Annotated in this window: 13 protein-coding genes; 7 read left to right on the top strand and 6 right to left on the bottom strand. The window is 75.9% G+C overall.

Features of this window, described 5'->3' with window-relative positions; all coding sequences use genetic code 11:
* Window positions 1–30: 30 nt before the first annotated feature.
* The 4 genes from LG395_RS27720 to LG395_RS27705 are packed head-to-tail and all read right to left on the bottom strand — an operon-like array spanning window position 31 to window position 3,847.
* Complete coding sequence (locus LG395_RS27720; protein ID WP_225811594.1) at window positions 31–1,428, bottom strand: FAD-dependent oxidoreductase; 1,398 nt, start codon at window positions 1,426–1,428, stop codon at window positions 31–33.
* Window positions 1,421–2,629 carry an MAB_1171c family putative transporter gene (locus LG395_RS27715; protein WP_225811593.1) on the bottom strand — a complete coding sequence of 403 codons (1,209 nt, stop codon included), beginning with the start codon at window positions 2,627–2,629 and terminating at the stop codon, window positions 1,421–1,423. The genes LG395_RS27720 and LG395_RS27715 overlap by 8 nt, the downstream gene beginning before the upstream one ends.
* Window positions 2,629–3,261 (bottom strand): hypothetical protein, encoded by a 633-nt coding sequence (locus LG395_RS27710; protein ID WP_225811592.1) that lies wholly within the window; start codon window positions 3,259–3,261, stop codon window positions 2,629–2,631. The genes LG395_RS27715 and LG395_RS27710 overlap by 1 nt, the downstream gene beginning before the upstream one ends.
* Window positions 3,254–3,847, bottom strand: a complete 594-nt coding sequence (locus tag LG395_RS27705) for a helix-turn-helix domain-containing protein (RefSeq protein ID WP_171156781.1) — start codon at window positions 3,845–3,847, stop codon at window positions 3,254–3,256. Before LG395_RS27705 ends, LG395_RS27710 begins: the two co-directional genes overlap by 8 nt.
* Window positions 3,848–5,228: 1,381 nt before the next feature.
* On the opposite strand from LG395_RS27705, the gene LG395_RS27700 reads away from it, so the two are divergent.
* The 6 genes from LG395_RS27700 (at window position 5,229) to LG395_RS27675 (ending at window position 11,718) form a co-directional block, all read left to right on the top strand.
* The gene (locus LG395_RS27700; RefSeq protein WP_225811591.1) at window positions 5,229–6,431 is read left to right on the top strand and encodes an SCO2321 family membrane protein; all 1,203 of its coding nucleotides are present in this window, start codon (window positions 5,229–5,231) and stop codon (window positions 6,429–6,431) included.
* Complete coding sequence (locus LG395_RS27695) at window positions 6,428–7,075, top strand: SCO2322 family protein (RefSeq protein ID WP_225811590.1); 648 nt, start codon at window positions 6,428–6,430, stop codon at window positions 7,073–7,075. Before LG395_RS27700 ends, LG395_RS27695 begins: the two co-directional genes overlap by 4 nt.
* Window positions 7,062–8,237, top strand: coding sequence for an energy-coupling factor transporter transmembrane component T (locus LG395_RS27690; protein WP_372463473.1), 1,176 nt, complete (start codon window positions 7,062–7,064; stop codon window positions 8,235–8,237). The genes LG395_RS27695 and LG395_RS27690 overlap by 14 nt, the downstream gene beginning before the upstream one ends.
* Window positions 8,234–10,138 (top strand): ABC transporter ATP-binding protein, encoded by a 1,905-nt coding sequence (locus LG395_RS27685; RefSeq protein ID WP_225811589.1) that lies wholly within the window; start codon window positions 8,234–8,236, stop codon window positions 10,136–10,138. The genes LG395_RS27690 and LG395_RS27685 overlap by 4 nt, the downstream gene beginning before the upstream one ends.
* Entirely contained in the window at window positions 10,135–10,971 is an 837-nt protein-coding gene (locus LG395_RS27680; protein WP_225811588.1) for an ECF transporter S component, read from the top strand. The genes LG395_RS27685 and LG395_RS27680 overlap by 4 nt, the downstream gene beginning before the upstream one ends.
* A gap of 333 nt (window positions 10,972–11,304) precedes the next feature.
* Window positions 11,305–11,718 (top strand): aggregation-promoting factor C-terminal-like domain-containing protein, encoded by a 414-nt coding sequence (locus LG395_RS27675; protein ID WP_225811587.1) that lies wholly within the window; start codon window positions 11,305–11,307, stop codon window positions 11,716–11,718.
* A gap of 38 nt (window positions 11,719–11,756) precedes the next feature.
* Here the strand turns inward: LG395_RS27675 and LG395_RS27670 are convergent, their stop codons facing one another.
* Window positions 11,757–13,010, bottom strand: coding sequence for an alpha/beta hydrolase family protein (locus tag LG395_RS27670; RefSeq protein WP_225811586.1), 1,254 nt, complete (start codon window positions 13,008–13,010; stop codon window positions 11,757–11,759).
* A gap of 118 nt (window positions 13,011–13,128) precedes the next feature.
* Here LG395_RS27670 and LG395_RS27665 point away from each other — a divergent pair, with 118 nt between their 5' ends.
* Complete coding sequence (locus LG395_RS27665) at window positions 13,129–13,818, top strand: YoaK family protein (protein ID WP_171156768.1); 690 nt, start codon at window positions 13,129–13,131, stop codon at window positions 13,816–13,818.
* A 201-nt stretch (window positions 13,819–14,019) separates the two neighbouring features.
* On the opposite strand, the gene LG395_RS27660 is transcribed toward LG395_RS27665, so the two are convergent.
* A complete protein-coding gene (locus LG395_RS27660; RefSeq protein ID WP_225811585.1) occupies window positions 14,020–16,083 on the bottom strand; it encodes a bifunctional glycosyltransferase 87/phosphatase PAP2 family protein in 2,064 nt (687 codons plus the stop codon).
* Window positions 16,084–16,139 lie beyond the last annotated feature (56 nt).

Here is a 16,139-nt window from a genome sequence, read left to right as displayed (position 1 = left end):
GGCACAGGTACCGCCCGTCCTGACACGGGTTCAGTCCAGCCCCGCCGCGTCCCGTTCCGCGCGGGTCAGGGGCGGGCCCGGCAGGGGGGCCTTGCGGGGGCCGAAGGTGAGGGTCCAGAGCATGTCCGGGGCGAACAGGCGGGCCGCCGGGGTGCGCAGGCTCATGACGTCCAGCAGGCCGCGCAGGGCGTGCGGGTTGGCGGAGCCGGCGGCCACGGCCTTGTCGACGTAGGCGGTCAGGAGGCGTTCGACGCGGGTCGGTGGCTGGGGCGAGGCCCCGGGGTAGCAGGCGTCCTGGCCGACCGCGAGGTTCCACGCGTTGTCCACCGGCCGGGCCACCGCGCGCTGGATCCGGCGGGCGGTGCCGGTGGCGGTGGGGCCGTACCGGTCGAGGGTCCGGCCGAGGGCGATGGCGCTCTGCGCGGCGACGGACAGGCCGTGGCCGTAGACCGGGTTGTAGCCGGCGACGGCGTCCCCGAGGACGGCGAAGCCCTCCGGCCACGTCCCGGCCTTCTCGTACAAGCGCCGGCGGTTGGCCGTGCTGCGGGTGGTCACCGGGTCGGTCAGCGGCTTCGCCCCCGCGAGGAGCCGGCCGATGACCGGGTCCTTCAGACCGGTCAGCGCGAAGTGCTCGAACGCGTCCGGGTCGGCGGAGGGTTCACCGCCCCGGGTGCCGGAGAGCGTGACCAGCCAGCGGTCGCCCTCGATCGGTACGACGACCCCGCCCCGGCCGGGCGCCTCGCGCGGGTCGGCCTGCACGTTCACCACCGGGTAGCGCAGCGCCGCCGTGGCGTCGGGGGCCGCGTAGACACGGCTGGCGTAGACGACGCCCGCGTCGACCACCCGTTCCTCGACCGGCGCGTGACCGAGGGTCCGCAGCCAGCTGTCCGCCTGGGATCCGCGCCCGCCGGCGTCGATCACCAGGTCGGCGTGGAGCGTGCCGCCCCCGGGCAGGTGGACTCCGGTCACCCGGTGGCGGTCGCCGGCCAGGCCCGCCACCCGGGTCCCGTCGCGCAGGGTGATCCGGCGCCGGGCCAGGACGTCGGCGCGGACCACCGCGTCCAGCAGGTCCCGGCTGCACACGATCATGTGGTGCCGGGAGTCGGTGAACCGCCGGAACCACTGCCCCGAGGGCGCCTTGCTGACCAGGTCCCGCATCACCCCGATGAGCCCGGCGCCCCGGGCGGTCAGTTCCCCGGTGACGCCCGGCAGCAGCTCCTCCAGCGCGGCCACCCCGCCGGACCACAGCAGATGGGCGTGCCGCGCCTGGGGCAGGCCCTTGCGCGGCTCGGGCCCCTCGGGCAGCCGGTCGGCCTCCACGATCGTCACCTCGTGGAAGCGGCTGGCGAGCACGGACGCCGCGAGCATGCCGGCCGTGCTGCCGCCGATGACGAGCGCGGTACGGCGGCGGGTGGGTGTGTCAGGCATGTGAGGTGAGACCTTCCGAGGCGACCGCCTGCCGGCGGAACCGTTCGATGGCCGCCGCGTGGTTCCGCAACGCGTGCGCGACCGACTCCAGTTCGCTGTCGGGGACGAAGGCGGCAGCGGCCCGCCCGGCGGACGGCGGCCGGGCGCCGCCGTCGGGCGCGTGCAGCACGTCCGACGCGACCAGGATGTCCACCGCGGCCGCGATGCCCCGTGCCACGGACTGCGGGTAGCCCGCCGTCGTCGCCGCCGTCCGCGTCCGCTCGCGCCGCGCCGGGGACAGGTGCGGGGCGAGCTTGAGCAGCCCGTCGTTGATGGCGGCCCGGCGCAGCTCCAGGCGGAGGGCGGCACCGCTGACCCGGCCGGTCGCGGGCGCCGCCGGCGCGGTCACGGCCAGCATGGCCTGCCACAGCGGTTTCAGTCGCCGGTGGGTGCGCACCAGCCTGCGGTGCTCCGCCGCCCACGGGCCGGCCTGCCCGGCGATGAAGCCGACGGCCACCAGGACCGCCTCGGCGATGGCGAACGGCGGGGCGGCGTACGTCGACAGCCAGTCCCAGTCCCGGCCGCTCCAGCGGGCGCCGATCGCCGCGAGCTTGGCGACGTCGAAGAGGAGTCCGAGGGCGTAGGCCACCTGGAGGAAGATCACCGCCCGGCGCAGCCAGGTGTCCTCGACCTCCCGGTACCAGGCCCACAGCATGCCGGCCGCGACCAGCGCGGACACCAGGTGGGCGACGAGGTAGAGCAGCACGAACTCGCGCATCCAGGGCGTGCCGGCGTAGTACGTGTCGAGGTCGCGCGTGCGCTCCGCCCGGTGGTCGCCGAGCAGGAACGTCGTCCACAGGCCGACGATGATGACGGTGTACGCCACCCGGACCAGGCGGGTGCGCCGGCGGCGCACGGCGGACGGCGGCTCCCGCCAGGTGATGATGAGCCACAGACAGGCGCCGCAGTACGCGGTCAGCAGCGAGTAGACCCAGAGCCCGGCGAAGTTGGGGATGCCGGTCAGCACGTTGATGCGGTGCAGGTTGGCCGGTGGCAGCGAGGCGAAGCAGACCGCGCCGATGCCGAGCAGCAGGGCGGTGGCCCGCAGGATCGGGTCCCGCCAGGCCCGCCGCAGCAGCGGCAGCTTGATCACGAAGGCGACGGCGAGCAGGGCGGCCGGGACGGCGTAGGCGGCGAAGGAACCGGCGATGTCCCAGCGCATCAGGGGCCGCCGATGTTGCCCAGCGAGGACGACAGCCGGTCGACGAGGGTGTCCTGGGTCAGGCCGGCCGCGCCCGGCCCCACGACCTTGGAGAACTTCGCGGCGAGGCGCAGCCCGCACTCCTCGGCCTCCCACTCGGCCTCGGCCGCCGCCGCGGCGGGCGAGCGGGCGGCCATGGCGACCACCCGGTCCCAGGGGACGTCGTCCTCGGCGCGGGCGAGCAGCCGGCGGGCGGCGGCGGGCAGGCCGGACGGGTAGTGCACGTCCAGTGTGCCGTAGTGGATGTGCCCGATCTCGTGCCCGGCGATGACGAACTTGTGCGGGTCCGGGGCCCGGTCCTCGACCACGACGATGTAGTCCTCGTCCCGGGCCAGGGTGATCCCGGAGACGTCCAGGCCCGGCGGGAAGGCGACGAACCTCAGCCGGACCGGGCGGTCGAGCTGCGGGCTGAGCGTGGCGCACAGCGCGTGCAGGAACGCCTCCGGGCCGGTCGGCGGGGTGAGCGTGCGCACGGTGTCGCGCACGAGCCGGTCGAGGAAGCGCCTCGGGGACCTGGAGTGCCTCGGGGGCCGCGCGGACGCCGGCCGCGAGGCCGGCGCCGGCTTCGTGGCCTTGGCGCTCGGTTCACGCACGCCCGGCGTCCTCCGCCCGCTCGGAGGCGATGATCATCTCGGCCAGGTCGGCGAGGGTGGCGAGCTGCCGGGCGTTCATCTGCGGGGCGCGGGCGGCCAGTCGTACCAGCCCGCTCTCGCGCAGCCGCAGCAGCGGGTCCGCCTCCGCCTCCAGGCTCTGCAGCACCGGTTGCAGCGCCTCGTGCAGGGCCTCCGGCTCGTCCGCCGTGAAGAAGCCGGCGGGCAGCCGGAAGAACCGGCGCAGCCGGTCGGCGTGTTCCAGGCTCGGCATCCCGCTCTTGCGCCACTCGCTGAGCCACTGCCGGCTGGTCCCGGCGATCCTGGCCAGTTCGTCAAGCGAGTACCGCTTGCCGTCCGGCCGGCGCCGGGTCTCCCGGATGAAGTCGAGCCGCTGGCGCACGCGTTCGGCCAGGCAGGTCTCGGGGGCGCGGCCGCCGGAGAGCAGGTCGACGACGACGCCGACGGGGATGCCCGTGCGGTGGGAGAGACCGGACACGTCGAGGGCCTCCGGCAGTCGGCCGGGCCGGCCGGTCAACTCGCCGAGCCGGTCCAGGACATCGGCCAGCGAGGCGTACGCGTCACTCACCGAGGTCCCCCCTGGGCGTGTCGTCCGTTCGGTGGCTGGGCTGACGGCGAGGCTACCCGTTCGCCCGTTCGGCGACCAGATGTGACAACGCTCCCTGCCTAATTAGGCAGCTATCGTTGACAGTTAGGGGCGGGGTGGGTGAGGATCACCGCACGGAGAGCAAGATTCCGGCCCGTCCCGGGTGCCGCCTATGGGGGAGCGGCACCCGGGGCGTCTCCGTGCCTGCCTTCCCCGGGGGCATCGGCCCACCGCGGCGCGCCCCGCTCGCCTCCTCGCCGTCTCCTCGCCGTCCGGCCGCCGGGACACGTGCGGCGGCCTCCCGCCGGCGCGGATCACCACCGCCCGCGCATCCGGTACGCCCGGCCGCCCGGCTCCCGGGCCCGCACGGGCACCTGCCGGCCGGCCCGGACCGGGAAGGCGACGCGGCGCGCCGGGACTCCGCCCCGGTCGGCGGTGTCCCGACCGGGTCCGCGGACCCTCTGGCCACCGCGCGCGGGGACACCTGCGGACTCGGCCCACGGGTCCGGCCGCACGGTGCCGTGGCGGCCGGTCCCGCCCCGTCGCGTCACGGCACCGGCCGCCACGCACGGGTCCGCCTTCCCGCGCCTGGCCCCGTCTGCCGGCGGGCCGCCGCCGGTCCGTGGCCGCACACTCGGCCGCGGCCCGTAGCCGCACACCCGGTCACGGCCCGTAGCCGCACACCCGGCGCGGCCGCCCGCCCAGGCGACGCACGCCCACACCCCGGCACCACGCGCGAGCCGACCGCGGCCCGTAGCCGCACACCCGGCCACGGCCGACCGCCCAGGCGACCCGCGCCCGCGCCCACGCCCCGGCACCACGCGAGAGCCGGCCACCGGGCGTGCGACCCTCGTCCGCCGGTCCGGCGTCCCGGCGCCGGCGCCGGCGGCATCCGTCGTCGTCCTCGCGGCGCGGGGTCGGCACAGCGCCCTCGCAGCCCTCGCGGCGGCGACCCGGCACCCTCGCGGCCCGGGCAACGACGGCTCCACAGCGCCCCGGTGGCCGCTTCTCCCCGCACCCGGCCCGGTCGTGACCCCGGTCACCCCTTCCGTGTGGGTACGGCCACCCCTCGGCCCGCGTGGGGCGGCCGGTAAAGTGGCGCGGGTCGTCATCACACCCGTACGGGGGGAAGCCGGTGCAATTCCGGCGCTGACCCTCCCCCGGCTCTCGGCTGCGCCCGCGCCGGGGGCATCCGTGTGCCGCCAGCCCGGCGGTGAGCCGGACCGCCCCGGACGGGACGTTGACCGGCTCGCGTGCGCCGGCGGCCCGCCGCGCACGGCACCGTCGAGGTCTACGGAGCCGAGCCGCCCGGGGTGTCACCCGTGCGCTGCCCGGCTCCCCGCAGGAGAGGCAGTCGCCGACCATGAACGTCCGCCGCAGTGCCGCGGCTCTCGCCGCCGTAGGTGTGCTGGCCGCCGCCGCGCCCGCCACGGCCGCCGAACCGTCCCCGTCGCCGAAGGTGACGGTCCCGGCCGGGCTGTACGGCAAGGGGGACCCGACGTACGACGGCGTGTGGCGGCAGTCGCTGACGCTGCTGGCCCAGCGGACCCTCGGTTACCGGCCGGCCACCGCGGCCGTGGACTGGCTCACCGGCCAGCAGTGCGCCAACGGCTCCTTCGCCGCCTTCCGCGCCGCCCCCGCCAAGCCGTGCGACGACAAGGTCAGGGCCGACACCAACAGCACGGCCGCCGCCGTCCAGGCCCTCGCCGCGGCCGACGGGCACGGCATCGCCGTGGGCAAGGCCGTGGACTGGCTGAAGTCCGTGCAGAACGAGGACGGCGGCTGGGGCTACTACCCCGGCGCCCCCAGCGACACCAACTCCACCTCCGTCGTCATCGGCGCGCTGACCGCGGCCGGCACCGACCCGGCGGACGTGCACAAGTCCGGCAAGTCCCCCTACGACGCCCTGCCCGCCTGGTCCATCCCCTGCGACCAGGACGGCGGCGGCGCCCTCGCCTACCAGGCGGACAAGAAGGGCAAGCTGCTCGCCAACGCGGACGCGACGGCCGCCGGCCTGCTGGGCGCCCTCGGCAAGGGCTTCGTGGCGCGGGCCGGCAAGGCCCCGGCACACGACACCTGCGCCGAGGCCACGACCCGCACCCAGGTCGCCGACAACGCCGGCGCCTACCTGGCCGCGGCCGTCGCCGGGACGGGCCACCTCAAGTCCGCCATGCCCGGCGCCGAGGACCAGCCCGACTTCGGCAACACCGCCGACGCCGTAGTCGCGCTCGCCGCGGACGGCCGGACCGGGCCGGCGAGGAAGGCCTACTCCTGGCTGGAGAAGGACGCCGGGCCGTGGGCGGCACAGAACGGCCCGGCCGCGTACGCCCAGCTGATCCTCGCCGCCCACGCGCTCGGGGAGCAGCCGGGCGACTTCGGCGGCACCAGCCTGGTCCGCTCCCTCAACGCCCTCGGCCCCGCCCCGCACATGGACACCGCCTCGAAGCACGAGGAGAAGTCCGACGACGGCTCCGGCACGGGTGTCTGGTGGATCGTCGGCGTCGGCCTCGTCGCCGGCATCGGCATCGGCTTCCTGCTCAGCGGCCGGAAGAAGCAGCAGCCGTGACCGCCGTCCGCCGTGCCGTGCCGGTGCTCGTCGCCGCACTGCTGCTCCTCGCCTCCGCCGGGCCGGCCGGTGCCACGGGCTACCGCTACTGGTCCTTCTGGGAGCGCACCGGCGGCCACTGGACGTACGCGACCCAGGGCCCGGCCTTCGTCCGCCCCGACGACGGCGCGGTCCAGGGCTTCCGGTTCGCGGTGAGCGCGGACTCGGCGGACGCCAGCCGGCCGCGCGGTACGGCGGACTTCGGCACGGTCTGCGCCGGCACACCGGCCCGGCCGGGCGCCAAGCGGGTGGCCCTGGTCCTCGACTTCGGCACGCGGCCGGACGCGCCGTCCGGCGAGACCCCGCCCGCGCGCCGCACGGCTTGCGCGCGGGTGCCGTCCGACGCGACCACCGCGGACGCGCTGGCCGCCGTGGCGAAACCCCTGCGGTACGACACCAACGCGCTGCTGTGCGCCATCGCCGGGTATCCGGAGCAGGGGTGCGGGGAGCAGGTCGCCGCCGGGGGTAAGCGGAGCGGGGGCGAGACCGGCAGACCAAGCGACGGCGGGCCCTCGCTTGGTCTGCCGATCGGCGCGGGCGCGGTCGCCCTCCTGGCGGGGGCCGCGGTGTGGCAGGCACGTCGGCGGCGCGATGCGTCCGGGTGAACCCGGGCAGCCGTGCGGGTCCGGGCACGTCGTGTCCGCACGCGCCCGCACGGCGGTGGCCACGGGGCGGACGGTGCCCGGCGCCCCCTCGGGGCGCCCGTCCCGGGCCGCCCTGCACCCCGGGGCCTGGTGGCTGTGGGCGGTGTCCCTGGGTGTCGCCGCCACCCGCACCACCAACCCCCTGCTCCTGTGCCTCCTCATATCCGCCTCCGCCTACGTCGTGGCGGTCCGCCGCTCCCCCGCCCCCTGGGCCCGTTCCTACCCCGCCTTCGTCAGACTCGCCCTCGCCGTCCTCCTGGTCCGCGTCCTGTTCGCGGTCGCGCTCGGCTCCCCCGTTCCCGGCACCCACACCCTCCTGACGCTCCCCGAGGTCCCGCTCCCGCACTGGGCGCAGGGCATCCGGCTGGGCGGCCGGGTCACCGCCGAGGCGGTCGTCTTCGCCGCGTACGACGGGCTGAAGCTCGCCGCCCTCCTCGTCTGCGTCGGCGCCGCGAACGCCCTCGCCAGCCCCACCCGTCTCCTGAAGTCCCTGCCCGGCGCGCTGTACGAGACGGGCGTGGCCGTGGTCGTCGCCCTCACCTTCGCGCCCCATCTCGTCGCCGACGTGCGGCGGCTGCGCGCCGCCCGCCGCCTGCGCGGCCGTCCGGACCGGGGCGTACGGGGCCTGCTCCAGGTCGGACTGCCGGTCCTGGAGGGCGCGTTGGAGCGCTCGGTCGCGCTCGCCGCCGCGATGGAGGCCCGCGGCTACGGCCGTACCGCCGAGGTTCCCGCCCGGGTCCGCCGTACGACGGCCGCGCTCACCCTCGGCGGCCTGCTCGGCGTGTGCGCGGGAACGTACGGGCTGCTGACGGCGGCAGGGGGTGCGTACGGGCTCCCCGTGCTGCTCGCGGGAGTCGCCGCCGCGCTCACCGGGCTGCGGCTGGGCGGCCGGCGCTCGCTGCGCACCCGGTACCGCCCGGACCCGTGGGGCGCGCGCGCCTGGCTGGTCACGGGCTCGGGCGCCGCGGTGGCCGGGCTGCTCACGCTCGCCTCCGTCCGCGATCCCCGGGCGCTGCACCCCGGGGTCGTGCCCCTCGTCGCGCCCACGCTTCCGCTCTGGCCCGCCGTGGCCGTCCTGCTCGCCCTGCTGCCCGCCTTCGTCGTCCCGAGGGAGCCGTCGTGATCCGCTTCGAGGATGTCAGCGTGACGTACGAGGGTGCGGCCCGGCCCACCGTCGCCGGCGTCGACTTCGAGGTCCCCGAGGGTGAACTGGTGCTGCTCGCCGGTCCGTCCGGGGTCGGCAAGTCGACCGTGCTGGGCGCGGTGAACGGGCTGGTCCCGCACTTCACCGGGGGTACCCTGCGCGGCCGTGTGACGGTGGCCGGCCGGGACACCCGTACCCACCAGCCGCGCCAACTCGCCGACGTGGTCGGCACGGTGGGACAGGACCCGCTCGCGCACTTCGTGACGGACACCGTGGAGGACGAACTCGCCTACGGGATGGAGTCGTTGGGGCTGGCCCCGGCGGTGATGCGGCGCCGGGTGGAGGAGACGCTCGACCTGCTGGGCCTCGCCGGGCTGCGCGACCGCCCGATCGCCACCCTGTCCGGCGGACAGCGGCAGCGGGTCGCGATCGGCTCGGTCCTCACCCCGCACCCCCGGGTGCTGGTCCTGGACGAACCGACCTCGGCACTGGACCCGGCCGCCGCCGAGGAGGTGCTGGCCGTGCTGCAACGGCTGGTGCACGACCTGGGGACGACGGTCCTGATGGCCGAGCACCGCCTGGAACGGGTCATCCAGTACGCCGACCGGGTCGTGCTGCTCCCGGCCCGCGGCGCCGCCCCGGTCACCGGTCCCCCGGCCGAGGTGATGGCCGTGTCCCCGGTCTGTCCCCCGGTGGTGGCCCTGGGCCGGCTCGCCGGCTGGTCCCCGCTTCCCCTGACGGTCCGGGACGCCCGCCGGCAGGCCCCGCCCCTGCGCGCCCGCCTGTCCGGCGCGGCGGCAGCGGCGCACACCCCTGCCGCCGCGGTAGCGGCCACCGCGACCGCGCTCGAACCGGCCGACGCGGCTGCGCACCGAGGCGCCACGGCCGCGGACGCCTCCGCCACCCGAGCCGCGGACACCTCGACCGCCCCCGGCACCGGCGCCTCCGGTGTCGTGGCGGCGGACAGCCGTGTCGCCGGGACGGCTCGGGCGGGCGCCGCGGCGGTGCCGCGTCCGCGTGGTCAGGCGGCACCGGTCCCCGGGCGGCCCCCGCGCCGGGTGCCCAGCGGCGCGGGGCGCCGCTCCCTCTTCCGTCGCCGGCCCGCCCCCGGCCAGGAACCTCCGGGCAAGCACCTCGCGCAGACCCGCGCCCTCTGTGTCCGCCGGGACCATGTCCAGGCCCTCCGGGACGTCGACCTGACCGTCGCCCCCGGCGAGACCGTCGCGCTGATGGGCCGCAACGGCGCCGGCAAGTCCACCCTCCTCGGCTCGCTCGTCGGCCTGGTGGCGCCCAGTTCCGGAACCGTCGACGTCGACGGCGCCGTACCCCACCGCACCCCGCCCCGGGACCTCGTGCGCCGGGTCGGTCTCGTCCCCCAGGAACCCCGCGACCTGCTGTACGCGGACACCGTCGCCGCCGAGTGCGCGGCGGCCGACCGGGACGCGGGCGCCGCGCCCGGCACCTGCCGCGCCCTGGTGTCCGAGCTGCTGCCGGGCGTGGCGGACGGCACACACCCGCGTGATCTGTCGGAAGGCCAGCGGCTGGCGCTCGCGCTGGCCGTGGTCCTGACCGCCCGGCCTCCCCTGCTCCTCCTCGACGAGCCGACGCGCGGCCTGGACTACGCGGCCAAGGCCCGCCTGGTCGGAGTGCTGCGCGCGCTGGCGGCCGAGGGGCACGCGATCGTGCTGGCCACGCACGACGTGGAGCTGGCCGCCGAGCTGGCCCACCGGGTGGTGCTGCTCGCCGAGGGCGAGGTGATCGCCGACGGACCGACGGCCGAGATCGTGGTGTCCTCCCCGTCCTTCGCCCCACAGGTGACCAAGATCCTCGCCCCTCAGCAGTGGCTGACGGTGGCCCAGGTGCGGGAGGCGCTGAGGTGAGCCACGGCATCCGCACCGCCGCACGGACGCGCGCCGTCCGCCTCGGTCCCCGCTCGCTCGCCGCGCTCGCGCTGACCAGCGCGGTCGGTGTGGCCGCCTTCGGCTGGCCGTTCCTCGCCCCGCCCGCCTCCCAGCTCAACGCGCACGCGCAGGACGCCCCCTGGCTCTTCTCCGGCCTGCTGGTGCTGCTGGTCGCGGTGGTCGCGGCGACGATCTCGGAGTCGGACCTCGGGCCGAAGGCCGTGGCCATGCTGGGCGTGCTGGCCGCGACGGGGGCGGCGCTGCGGCCGATCGGCGCGGGCACGGCGGGGCTGGAGCCGATGTTCTTCCTGATGGTGCTCAGCGGGCGGGTGCTCGGCCCGGGCTTCGGCTTCGCGCTGGGCTCGGTGACGATGTTCGCGTCCGCGCTGCTGACGGGCGGGGTCGGGCCGTGGCTGCCGTTCCAGATGCTGGCGATGGGCTGGTTCACGCTGGGCGCGGGCCTGCTGCCCGGACCGGTCCGGCTGCGCGGTCGCGGTGAGCTGCTGCTGCTCGCCGGCTACGGCTTCCTCGCCGCCTTCGCCTACGGCACGTGCATGAACCTGGCCGGCTGGCCCTTCCTGGGCGCGGCGGCCTCGAACATCTCCTTCCACGGCGACGCCCCGGTCGCCGAGAACCTGGCCCATTTCGTCGCCTACTGCCTGGCCACCTCGCTCGGCTGGGACCTGGGCCGGGCGCTGTGCACGGTGGTGCTGACCGTCGCGCTCGGTCCGGCGGTGCTGCGGGCGCTGCGCCGGGCCACGCGGCGGGCCGCTTTCGAGACCGCGGTCACATTCGACGGTCGCGTCGGGTGAGGGCGCGGTACCGGTCGGTGAGCGGACCGGTGAGGAGCCCCACATGACGCACGTCACCTACGATCCGGAATCGTAGTCCTATTTGCCCGATACACCTATTCCTGTGCCCCTTCTGACCTGCACTTTGCGACCCAGATCACAGTGCCGACGTATGCCACCGATCCGGCCACAACTAGCAAAAGGGGTCATTGCGGACAGGTTCCGGGCCTGCTTCTCTGGACGACGTCGCCAGGCGCCACGAGCCCACCCGGGCCGCGGCGCCGCCGCATGAGGCCACACCGCGTGGCCCCTCCCATGCGGGTGATCCCCCGTCCCCGACGCAAGAGGTTCTCCGTGTCCGTTTCCTTCATCCGTCGCATCGCCTCCCCGAAGAAGGTCCTCACCACCGCCGCCCTGGCCGCCGCCACCGCCGGCATGGCTCTGACCGCGGCGCCCGCCCAGGCCGCCACCACGTCGGCCTCCTCCGCCCAGGCGATCGCGCACCAGATGATCCCGGACTCCGCGCAGTTCAACGCGTTCAGCAAGATCGTCGAGCACGAGAGCGGCTGGAACCCCTCCGCCACCAACAGCTCGTCGGGCGCCTACGGCCTCGTCCAGGCCCTGCCGGCCTCGAAGATGTCCACCGCCGGAGCCGACTGGAAGACCAACCCGGCCACCCAGATCAAGTGGGGCCTGGACTACATGAACTCCCGCTACGGCAGCCCGGCCAAGGCCTGGAACTTCTGGCAGGCCAACGGCTGGTACTGAGCCACCCGGCACCGAGCCGCCGGCCGTCCGGCCACCCCTCACCGAGCCGTGCCCCCGCTGAACCAGCGCGCGATGCCGGCCAGCGCGGCCCGGTCCGACCCGAAGTGGTCGACCGGTCCGACCTCCAGCACCCGCACCCTCGCCCCCCGCTGGGCGAGGGTGCGCGCGCAGGTCCGGGCGTTGCCGATCGGCACGTCGGTGTCGCGGTTGCCCGCGTAGAGCCGTACCGGCACCTCGGGCTTCCAGTCGCAGGCGTGGCCGTTGGCGCGCAGGGCCGCGAGCAGCCCGCCGGTGGGCCTGCGCAGCTGCCGGTAGAAGCGGTCGGTGAGCAACTGCCGCACGGTCGGGGCGAGCTGACGCACGATGTCCTCGTCCTTGTGCCGCCCGTCGAAGAGCCGCTCGACGCGCCCGGCGTACGGCTGCCGGAACACCTCGGCGGGGTCCTGGTAGATGGGGTGCAGCCGGTTCTGGGCCACGAGGAAGTAGGAGAGGTAGAACACCCCGCTCACGTCGTTGACCCGGCCGTCGGTCAGCGCCGGCTCCTCGGTGCCCTGGAGGTCGTACGGCCCCGCCACCGGCGCGACGGCCTTCAGGCGGAACCCGGCCGCGTCCCCGCCCTGCACCGCCCGGGCCAGCGCCATCGCCACCTGCCCGCCCTGGGAGAACCCGGTGACGTACAGGTCCCCGGTCAGTGAGCGCCCCAGCAGCCCGGCCGCCGTCCGGGACGCGCGCAGCATGTCCACCGAGGCGGTCACCGCGGACCGGGTGTCCATGTAGGGGTGCCGGCCGGGCCCCTGCCCCAGGCCCAGGTAGTCGGGCGCGGCAACCGCGCGCCCCGTGGCGGCGAAGAGGTACGACTGCGCCCGCGCGGCCTCGGCCACGGAGGGCGCGTAGGACCGGTTGGCCATGGTGCCGTGCGTGTCGGAGACGAGCCCGAGGCGGCGCCCGCCGCCGGACGGGACGGTGAGCAGTCCGGTGGCGGTGGTCGGCCGGCCGTGCGGGTCCACCGTGCGGTACGTCACCCGGTAGGCGAGGACGCCGTGGCGCACCGGGGCGGCGCCGATGTGCTGCGCGCGCAGGGCCCGGGCGACCTCCGCACGGCTGTGCGCGGCGACCGGTACGACGGACACCACCTCCCCGCGCTCACCGGAGCGCTGTCCGTCGGCGCCGGGAACCCCCGGCGCCACCCCGGCGACCCCGACGAGTGCCAGGGCACCCAGGGTGACCGCCGGGCCCGTGCGCATGGGCCGACCGGGCTGCTTTTCCGCCGTTTCGCGCGTGTCCTGAGTCATGTCCCGAACGCTACGGACGCACGCTGCGCCCGGACATCCGAGAGCCCCCCGTCCTCGGGTGGACTTCTTTCGCGCGCCGGGTGGACTTCTTTCCACCTCCCGTCCCCTCGGAGGAACGATGACGACGCCGACGCCGCCGGTAGGGGACCCGGAGACGCGCGGACTGCGGCTGGTGGCCGTCCTGCTGGCGCTCACCGTGGTCAGCGGCCTGATCGACGCCGTCAGCTTCCTGGGCCTGGGCCGGGTCTTCACGGCCAACGTGACCGGCAGCGTGGTCGTCCTCGGCTTCGCCGCCGCCGGGGCCCCGGGCTTCTCCGTGCGTCACGCGTTCATGTCCCTGGTCTGCTTCCTGCTGGGCGCGGTGGCGGGCGGCCGGGTGGCGGGCCGGTACGGCCGCGGCTCCCGCCGCCGCTCGGCCCGGCTGGCCCTGGCGGTGGAGGCGGTGCTGGTCGGCGTGGCGGCGGCGGTGGCCCTCGTGCGGCCGGACACCGCCGGAACCCGGGTCGCCCTCATCGGCCTCACGGCCTTCGCGATGGGCCTGCGCACGGCGACGGTCCGCAAGTTCCGCGTGCCCGACCTGACCACCACCACCGTCGTGACGATGACCCTGACCGGGCTGGCCTCCGAGTCCCGCCTCGGCGACGACACGAGCCGCCGCACTGTGCGCCGCGCGGCCTCCGTGGCCGCGATGGCCGCCGGTGCCTGCCTGGGCGCGTGGCTGGTCCTCCACCACGGTCTGGGCATCCCGCTGCTGCTGGCGGCGCTGGTGTCGGGTGCGCTGGCGGTGGTCGCCTCGGGCCGGGAGTGACAAACCGCGGACGGCGATCCGACGGCCGCTCCCGTCACCCGGCGCCGGCCCGGAGCTCGGGGCACACCCCGGCGCCCCGCCCGCGTGACCGGCGGATCCGGGCCGCCCACGCCGCCTGTCCCGCCCCCTGACCCGCGGCTCTGCCCGCACCCCCTCGGTACGAGTCCGCCGATCACCGCCGGACGGGGGACGGACCGACGGTCACCTGCCGGCGACGGTCACCCGCCCGGACTCCCCGGCCCCGGCTCCGGTGCCCGCCTCCACCCCGGCCGGCCTGATCCCCGCCCGCCCCCTCGGCCGCGGGCCCTGGAAGGCGTACGACAGGGCGAAGCCCGCCGACACCACCACTGCGCCCCCGACCGCGTCCAGGACCCAGTGGTTGCCGGTGGCGACGATGGCCGAGACGGTGAAGAGCGGGTGCAGGAGCCCCAGCGCCTTCATCCACCACCTCGGCGCGATCACCGCGATCACCACCCCGCACCACAGGGACCAGCCGAAGTGCAGCGACGGCATCGCCGCGTACTGGTTGGTGAGCGCGGTCAGGGTGCCGTAGTCCGGCTTGGAGAAGTCCTGGACGCCGTGGACGGTGTCGATGATGCCGAGCGTGGGCATCAGGCGCGGCGGTGCCAGCGGGAAGAGCCAGAAGCCGATCAGGGCGAGCAGCGTCGCGAAGCCGAGGGACGCCCGGGCCCAGCGGTAGTCGACCGGGCGGCGCCAGTACAGGACGCCGAGGACGGTCAGCGGGACGACGAAGTGGAAGGACTCGTAGTAGAAGTCGAAGAAGTCCCGCAGCCAGTCGGCCTTCACCACGGCGTGGTTGACGGCGTGCTCGATGTCGATGTGGAGGAAGCGCTCGGCCTCGAGGACCAGGTGGCCGTGCCGCTCGGCCGTGGCGCGCCCCCCGGAGTTGCTGCCGCCGGTCGCCGCCAGCCGTACCTGCTGGTAGGCCGCGTAGGTGACGCGGAGGAGGAGCAGTTCCAGCAGCAGGTTGGGGCGGGTGAGCACCCGGCGCAGGAAGGGCAGCAGCGGGACGCGGCGGAAGCGGGCCGGGGCCTGCGGGGCGTACTGCGCCGGTATCGGGGACCGGTAGTACGGCGAGGTGCGGGACAGGAAGGGCACGGCCGTGGCGGCGGCCAGGGCCGCGAGCAGGACCAGGTTGTCCCGCAGCGGGTACACCACCGGCATGTGCGGCAGCATCATCTGCGCCGGGAGCGTGGTGACGAGGACGACCGCGACCGGCCAGACGTAGCGGTCGGAGGCCCGCCTGCCGACCCGGCCGACCACCGCGAGCAGCACCCACAGCAGCTGGTGCTGCCAGGTGGTCGGGGAGACGGCGACGGCTGCGCAGCCGGTGACGGCGACGGCGAGGAGGAGCTGGCCGTCGTGGGCGTAGCGGACCGCGCGGCGCAGGGCGAGGGAGGCGACGCCGGCGCCGAGGAGGAGGAAGAGCGCTATCTCCGAGGAGCCCGACAGGCCGAACCGGAGCAGGGCGCCGTGCAGGGACTGGTTGGCGAGGGCGTCGGCCTTGCCGCCGAGGCCGACGCCGGCCATGTGGTGCACCCAGTAGGTGCGGGAGTCGTGCGGCAGCGCGGCCCAGGCGAGCGCGGTGCAGGCGGCGAAGGTGCCGGCCGTGGTGAGGGCGGCGCGGCGGCGGCCGGTGAACCACAGCAGCGGGACGAAGAGCAGGACGGTCGGCTGGAGGGCGGCGGCCAGGCCTGTGCACAGGCCGCTCGCGCGTTCCCCGCGCACGGTGAAGCAGCCGAGCAGGACGAGCAGGACCGGGATGACGCTGGTCTGCCCGAGCCACAGGGTGTTGCGGACCGGCAGCGACAGCATGAGCAGGCTGACGGCGACGGGCGCGGCCAGCAGCGAGGTGCGCCGGCTGACCGGCTGGGGCAGCGCGCGGGCGGCGACCAGGCCGAGGGCGACGACGAGCAGCAGGGTGCCGAAGGTCCAGCCCCAGCCGAGGGCGGCCTCGGCCGAGCGCGTGAGCGGTTTGAGCACCAGGCCGCTGAAGGGGGTGCCGGTGAACCGTGTCGAGTCGTAGATCGAGCCCTTCACGTGCAGGACGCCCTCGGGGCCGACCCAGGTCTCCAGATCGGTGAGCCGTTCGCCGCTGGGGGTGGTCAGGACGGCGGCCATCTGCCGTACGGCGAGGATCGCGGCCACCGCCCACAGCGCGAGCCGGGTCGCGTGCAGCCGCGCTCCGGCCGCCGTTCTCCCGAAGACGTCCGCCGGTCGCCCGCTGTGCTCCACGTTCGCCACGCTTCGTCGGCCTCCCGCCCCGTCGTCCCGGCAGCCGGTGCGCGCCGGGTGCCCCT

The organism is Streptomyces spinosus (assembly GCF_020400655.1).
Taxonomy (GTDB): domain Bacteria; phylum Actinomycetota; class Actinomycetes; order Streptomycetales; family Streptomycetaceae; genus Streptomyces; species Streptomyces argyrophylli.
This window is presented reverse-complemented; position numbering and strand designations above follow the sequence as displayed.